General features: G+C 72.8%; 5 protein-coding genes. 1 reads left to right on the top strand and 4 read right to left on the bottom strand.

The window, feature by feature from the left end:
• Window positions 1-723: helix-turn-helix transcriptional regulator (locus KR546_RS18700; protein ID WP_238446241.1), on the top strand; the 723-nt coding region annotated here is incomplete at its 5' end.
• Window positions 724-732: 9 nt separating this feature from the next.
• Here the strand turns inward: KR546_RS18700 and KR546_RS18695 are convergent.
• From KR546_RS18695 to KR546_RS18680, 4 genes are all read right to left on the bottom strand, one after another.
• Entirely contained in the window at window positions 733-2787 is a 2055-nt protein-coding gene (locus KR546_RS18695; protein WP_238446240.1) for a vWA domain-containing protein, read from the bottom strand.
• The gene (locus KR546_RS18690) at window positions 2784-4295 is read right to left on the bottom strand and encodes a sigma 54-interacting transcriptional regulator (protein ID WP_274388386.1); all 1512 of its coding nucleotides are present in this window, start codon (window positions 4293-4295) and stop codon (window positions 2784-2786) included. The genes KR546_RS18695 and KR546_RS18690 overlap by 4 nt, the downstream gene beginning before the upstream one ends.
• Window positions 4296-4322: 27 nt before the next feature.
• Window positions 4323-5804 carry a pyridoxal phosphate-dependent decarboxylase family protein gene (locus KR546_RS18685; RefSeq protein ID WP_238446238.1) on the bottom strand — a complete coding sequence of 494 codons (1482 nt, stop codon included), beginning with the start codon at window positions 5802-5804 and terminating at the stop codon, window positions 4323-4325.
• Between the two features lie 78 nt (window positions 5805-5882).
• The coding region (locus tag KR546_RS18680) for an SbcC/MukB-like Walker B domain-containing protein (protein ID WP_274388385.1) at window positions 5883-6770 on the bottom strand (888 nt) is incomplete at its 5' end.

Genomic DNA, 6770 nt, shown 5'->3' with positions numbered 1-6770 from the left:
CACGCCGCCAGGGCCCTGGCGATGGGCGGCGTGGTGGCCTCCGACGACGAGATCGGATCGCTGGCCGACGCGCTGGTCCGTGCGACCTCGGTCGAGGACCTGGAGCGCGACGACGGGATCCCGCACCCGGACGAGCTCCGGGGACGATTGGCGCGGGGTGCCGGCCAGCCGGTCGTCGACGCATGGCGCACGACGGTGGCGGCGCGCGCCCTGGGGCAGTCGGCAGGTGCGGGACCGGCGTGGGCGGAGGCGCGGCACGCATGGCGTGGGCTCGGCCGGGCCCCCATGCTGGCCGTGACGTCGTGGCACGAGGGCGTGGCACGCCTGGCGGCGGGGGAGCAGGACCTGGCCCGTGCGGCGCTGTCCGAGGCGGAGGCGATCGCCGAGCGGCTCGATGCCGTGTCGCTGCTGGTCGAGGTCCGCGCGACCGTGGCGTCGGCCGGAGCCGCCGAGCCACCCGTCGAGGCCGCGTCCTCGGACGAGCTCACGGACGTCCTCGCCGACGACCTGGCGGACCTGCTCACGACCCGCGAGACCGAGGTGCTGTCGCTGGTGGCGCTCGGCTGGACGAACAAGCGGGTCGGGGAGGAACTGGGCATCGGGCACCGGACCGTGGCGACCCACCTGTCACGGGTCCTGGCCAAGCTCGAGGTCTCGTCGCGTGGCGAGGCGACCGTGGTGGCCCATCGTGCGGGGATGGTCGGCGAACCGCGCGAGGCTTGATCGGCACACCTACCAGGCGTCGTGGTACCGCTCGTAGCCCGTGACGATGTGGCGCCCGAGTGCCTCGCCCTGCAGGTGGGTGACCGACCCGCCGGTGATGTCTGCGAGTCGCTCCGCGAACGCCACCAGCCCGTGCGCGTCCTCGAGCAGGAAGACGTCCAGCGAGATGTCGGACCGGGCCAGCCGCGTGGCCTCGCGCAGGGTGGCTTCGAGGGTGGCGGGGACCGGCGGCCAGTTGAAGATCGACCGACCCTGCTCGAGGTGGGCCGTCGGCTCGCCGTCGGTGACCATGATCACCTGCTTGACCGGTCGGGGGTCGTCGAGCAGGATCCGCCGCGCGAGCAGGAACGCGTGGTGCATGTTCGTGCCGTACACCCGCTCGAAGCCCGTGGCCGACAGGTCGGCCGGCTCGAGCCGGCGGGCGTAGTCGGAGAAGCCGACCAGGTGCAGCGAGTCCTGGCGGTGCTTGCCGGTGATCAGGGCGTGCAGGGCCAGTGCCATGCGCTTGGCCGGCACCAGGTGACCCTGCAGCGGCATGGACCACGACAGGTCCAGCAGCAGGGCCGTCGCGGTGCGTGGCCGGACCTCCTGCTCGACCACCTCGATGTCGTCGGGATGCAGCCGCACCGGACCGTCGAGACCCGCCCCCGCGCTCCGCAACACCGCGTTGTGGACGGTCCGGGTGGTGGCGATCGGCTCCCGGTCGCCGAACTCCCACGGCCGGGTGCCACCGGTCGGCTCCGGGTCGGCGCCGACGCTGCGACGCGCCGGCTCGCGACGGACCCGTTGGAGCAGGTCGGTCAGCGCCTGCTGGCCGATCAGACGCGCCCCACGGGGGGTCAGCTCGAGCTGCCCGCCACGCCGGGTCATCGCGCCGGACTCCTCCAGGGCACGCTCGACCTCCCGGAGACGACGCAGGTCCTCGGCCGCCGCGTCGCCGAGCTCGCGCCGCAGTGCCTCGGGGTCGACGTCGTCGAGCGTCGCCCCGGGGTGCAGGCCACCCAGCGCGTCCTCGAGCTGCTCGAGCTCGCCCAGGCGCTGGGCCTGGTCGACGGCGTCGGACAGGCGGCCCACGCCGTCGGCGAAGGGATCCCACTGGTCGGCCGGCGTGCCACGCAGGTCGCCGCTGTCCCATGGCAGGTTGGGCATCAGGTCCCGGAGGGCGTCCTCGAGCTGGAGCAGTTCCAGCTGCAGGTCGGGGTCGTCCAGGACCTGTCGTTGCAGCTCCATCAGCTGGCGACGCTGCTCGGGTGGCAGCGAGGCCAGGAGCCGTGACATGGCTGCCATGCGCTCGGCGAGCTGGGCCAGCAGTTCGTCGAGGGTGTCGGGCCGGTCCGGGAAGAAGTCGCCGTGCTCGGCGTAGAAGGCGTCGAGGTCCGGTTCCTCGCCGCGCTCGCGCTGGGCCACCAGCTCGTTGAGGTCGGCCAACATCTGTCGCGTGCGGGCGAGGTCGTCCGGGGTCACCGAGGCGATCCCGGCCGACAGCTGGGCCATCTGCGCGTCCAGCAGGTCCCTGGTCAGCTGGTCCTTGAGCTGACGGAACCGTTCGCCGGCCTCGGGAGAGGTGAACTCGGTGTCCGACAGGGCCCCCATGCGACCGGCGGGGTCCGGCGGCAGCAGGTCCAGCTCCATCGCGCCCAGCTGGTCACCGGCGTCGTTGCGGGCGTCGCGTTCCTGGTCGACGATGGCGTCCAGCTCGCGGCCCAGCTCGGAGAGCATCTTGCCGGCGCCGGTCTCGGACGCCTCGCGTCGACGCTGGGCGATCTGCCGACGGATCTCGTCGAGCCCGCGCACGTCGCCGAATCCCTCGTCGAGCAGGCGCTGGAGCGCCTCGCGCCCGGTGAAGCCCTGGAGGAGGTCGTGGCTCATCCGGTCGAGCACCTCGCGCGTGTCCAGGCGACTCGCGAACGGGTCCTGGCCGTCGAAGCCGTGGTAGCGGTGCCGGGGCGCGCGCGCCGGGGGAGCGGGGCGTCCCTGTCCGTCCGCCACGTGTTGGGACGCGTGGTCGCCCATGTCCTCGGGGGTGTCCTCGGAGTGGTCGTCGGGGCGGTCGTCGGGGGTCATGCCGTGAAGACCGTGTCCCCGTCGACGTCGCCGCCCAGCCAGTCGCCCAGCCCGGCGTCGACGTCCTTGCTGAGTCGACGACCGAGGTGCAGGCCCTCGAGCAGGAGTTCCAGCACGGAGGCTGCGGCGCCGGGGTCCTCGGCAGCCACGCCCAGCGCGGTCATGGCGTCCACCAGCCCGTCCGGGCGCGACGTGTCGTCGCCGACCACCTGGTCGAGCAGGTCGCGTGCCCCGACCAGGCTGCCGGTGACGACCGCGAAGTCCTCGACGTCGAAGCGGTCGAGCAACCAGCCGACGTCCACGCCGGCCAGGTGCTCGCGCCAGGTCTCGAGGATCGCCCGGCGAAGCGCCATCGTGACGATGTCCTCCTCGCGACCCTCGTCGAGGGTGTCGAACTCGATCCGGCCCTGGGCCGACGAGACCAGCGGCCACAGGTCGGCGATCCGTGGCACGGCGGTGGACTCGCCCAGCCGGACCGCCCGGCGGACGGCACCGGCGACCATCGTCTCGTGCCCGCCGATCGTGAAGCGCACCGACACGCCGGACCGTTGGTTGATCTCGTCGTTGGCGCGGAGCTGGTGGGTCAGTCGCGCCACCACCTCGTCCATGAAGTCGGGCACCGCCACGGCCACCTCGGCGGGGCCGGGCGTGGCCTCCTGGCGCACGATCGCGACCTCGTCGGCGATCGTGTGGGGGTAGTGCGTGCGCACCTGCGAGCCGAACCGGTCCTTGAGGGGCGAGATGATCCGGCCACGGTTGGTGTAGTCGTCGGGGTTGGCCGTCGCGACCAGCACGACGTCGAGGTCCAGTCGCACGGGGTAGCCGCGTACCTGGACGTCACGTTCCTCCAGGACGTTGAGCAACGACACCTGGATGCGCTCGGGCAGGTCGGGCAACTCGTTCATGGCGAACAGGCCACGGTTGCTGCGTGGCAGCAGGCCCCAGTGGATCGTGCCCTCGTCCGACAGGTGGCGGCCCTCGGCGACCTTGATCGGGTCGACGTCGCCGACCAGGTCGGCCACCGCGGTGTCCGGCGTGGCGAGCTTCTCGTTGAAGCGCTGGTCGCGATGGATCCACGCGATCGGCGTGTCGTCGCCGTGCTCGGCGAGCTGGGCGCGGGCGTGCGGGGTCAGGGGCCGGTCCGGGGACGAGTGCAGCTCGCACCCCGCCACGATCGGCGCCCATTCGTCGAGCAGCTCGACGAGACGACGCACGATGCGGGTCTTGGCCTGGCCACGCTCGCCGAGCAGGATCAGGTCGTGGCCGGCGAGCAGCGAGCGTTCGAGGTCGGGCAGGACCGAGTGCTCGAAGCCGACCACGTCCGCGACCAGCGGGTCCCCGGCGCGGAGCCGGGCGATCAGGTTGGCTCGGAGCTCCTCGCGCACGGTGCGGTCGGACCAACCACTGGCGCGGAGCTCACGGAGGGTGGAGGGGAGGTCGTCGGGTGGCGCCTGTGCGGTGCCGGGACCGGCGGTCGAAGCGGACGGGGAACCAGGAGGTGTCGTCATGCCCCGAACGTATCCAGCCCGTCGCGACTACCGGGCGAGGTCGTCGCCGGCGGCGACGGCGAGGTCGACGAGCGACTCGACGTGCGTCGCCTCCGTGCGGAAGTTCACGATGCAGGCCCGCAGCACGAAGCGATCGTCGATGACCGCGTTGCTGGGGTAGACCCGCCCCGAGTACTGCAGCCGCTCCATGATCTGCTGGTTCAGCTCGTCCACGGCGTCGGGGCCACGTCCGTCCTCCGGGACGTAGCGGAACGTCGCGATCATCAGGTCCGGCTCGCTGGTCGCCTCGAGCCGGGGATGCGCCACGGCGAGGTCGTGCAGGTAGCCCGCGAGGACGCAGTCCTGCACGAGGCGGCGGGCATAGGCGTCCCAGCCGTGCGCGCGCAGGGACCACCACATCTTCAGCGCTGCCGCGTGGCGCGTGAAGAACGGCGACAGGACGTAGGCGTCGACGCCGGCGCCCATCCGGACCTTGTCCTCGGTGGTGTAGGTCGGGTCGATGTGGAAGGAGCTGGCGAGGTGGGTCGTGTCCCGGACGAGCAGCATCCCACACGCGATCGGGACGTAGAGCCACTTGTGTGGATCGAGCCCGATCGAGTCCGCCCGGGACAGCCCGCCGAAACGGGGTGCGAGCTGGTCGGCGAGCGCGCCGACGGCACCGATGGCGCCGTCGACGTGGAACCACAGGTCGAACTGGTCGGCGAGGTCCGCCAGCGCCTCCAGGTCGTCGATCGCGCCGGTGCCGATCGTCCCGGCACTGCCGACCAGGGCGATCGGCCGGTCCCCGGCGGCGAGGTCGTCGATGATCGACCGGCGCATCGCCGCGACGTCGACGTGGTCGGTTCCATCGGTGCGGATCGACCGGACGGCCTGCGTGCCGAGGCCCACGAGGTCGGCTCCCCGCTGGATGGTGTCGTGGGCGGTGTCGGGGGCGTAGACCCGCAGCGGTGGTCCGCCGCGCAGGCCGTCCCGGCGGACGTCCCAGCCCGCCTTGACGTCGCGAGCCACCACCAGTGCGTCGTGGTTGGCGGCGGATCCACCCGAGGTGAGGTAGCCGCCCGCGGACGCGGGCAGGCCGAACCGGTCGGCGAACCAGCGCAGGAGTCGCTGCTCGAGCTCGGTCAGACCCGGGGAGAGCCGCCACCCCCCGAGGTTGTTGTTCAGTGCAGCGGCCAGCAGGTCGGCGGGGGCCCCGGGCACGGTCCCGGCGCCGGACACGTAGCCCAGGAAGCCCCCGTTTCCGGGATACATCGACCACTCCATGACCAGGTCCCGGGTGTCGGCCATCAGCCCGGCGGGATCGTCGGGCGCGTCCGGCACGGTCCAGGCCATCGCGGCGGCGACCTCGTCGGTCGGTCGGCCACGATGAATCGGCAGGTCCGGGAGGCGCTCGAGGAACTCCTCCCACAGGTCGACCGCGTCGTGTCCCAGCGCTGCCGCCCGGTCGGGCGCCCAGTCGAGGTCGTCGACCGGCGGTGGCCGCGACACCCCGAGTTCACGTGCGTGCATCGGTTGCCCCCCGTTCGTGACGCCTGGAGTCCGAGTCTGGCACGTGCACGACGCCACTGCTGCCGGACGGCCGGCGGACTACAGCTCGACGCGGTCCACGACCGAGGACTGGGACTCCTTGCGCACCCGGTACTGCACCGGCAGCTGCTCGGCCAGCGCCTGCACGTGGGTGACGACCCCGACCATGCGGCCGGTCGAGCCGAGCTCCTCCAGCGCGGTGCGCACGACGTCGATCGTGGCGGCGTCGAGCGTCCCGAAGCCCTCGTCGATGAACAGCGACTCGAGCCGGGCCGCGCCGTCGGCGGCGAAGTCGGCGACGTGGTCGGACAGGGCGAGCGCCAGGCTCAACGACGCGAGGAACGTCTCGCCACCCGACAGGGTGCGCGCCGAGCGGATCTCGTCCCCGTTGGCGTGGTCGACGATGCCGAAGCTGCCGTCGGCCTCCAGGCGCAGCGTGTAGGCACCGCGGGTGAGGTCGTGGAGGTGACGACTGGCCCCGACCACCAGCCGGTTCACGGCCCGGGCGAGCAGCCACTTCTCGAAGTTGTTGCGGTTGAGCTGGCGTCCGAGCGTGGTCGCGACCGCTGCCTGCCGCCGCGTGTCCGCCAGCTCCTCGCGTCGTCGCTCGGTCTGCTCGCGCAGTTCCACCAGGCGCTCGTGGCGGCTGCCGGCCGTCGCCCGGGCGGCGACGAACGCGTCTCGGAGGGCGCCTGCCTCGTTCAGGCCGGTCGTGTCGACGTCGTGGTCACCCAGTGCCTCGCGCAACGCCGCCAACCGGGTTCGGTAGGCGTCCGCCGCGGTGCGGCGGGCCTCGGTGGCGGTGGACACCCGCGCGGCTGCCGACGGACGCTCCTGCTCGACCCAGGCGACCAGCTGCTCCCAGGCGGCGGCGACGTCGTCACGGGGCAGGACCGGGGGCCGAAGTGCCGCGACGCGGTCGCGGGCGGTGTCCAGGGAGGCTCGCGC

The organism is Salsipaludibacter albus, from assembly GCF_019798055.1.
Taxonomy (GTDB): Bacteria; Actinomycetota; Nitriliruptoria; order Nitriliruptorales; family Nitriliruptoraceae; genus Salsipaludibacter; species Salsipaludibacter albus.
The sequence above is the reverse complement of the archived record's forward strand: the minus strand, read 5'-3'. Positions and strand labels throughout refer to the sequence as shown.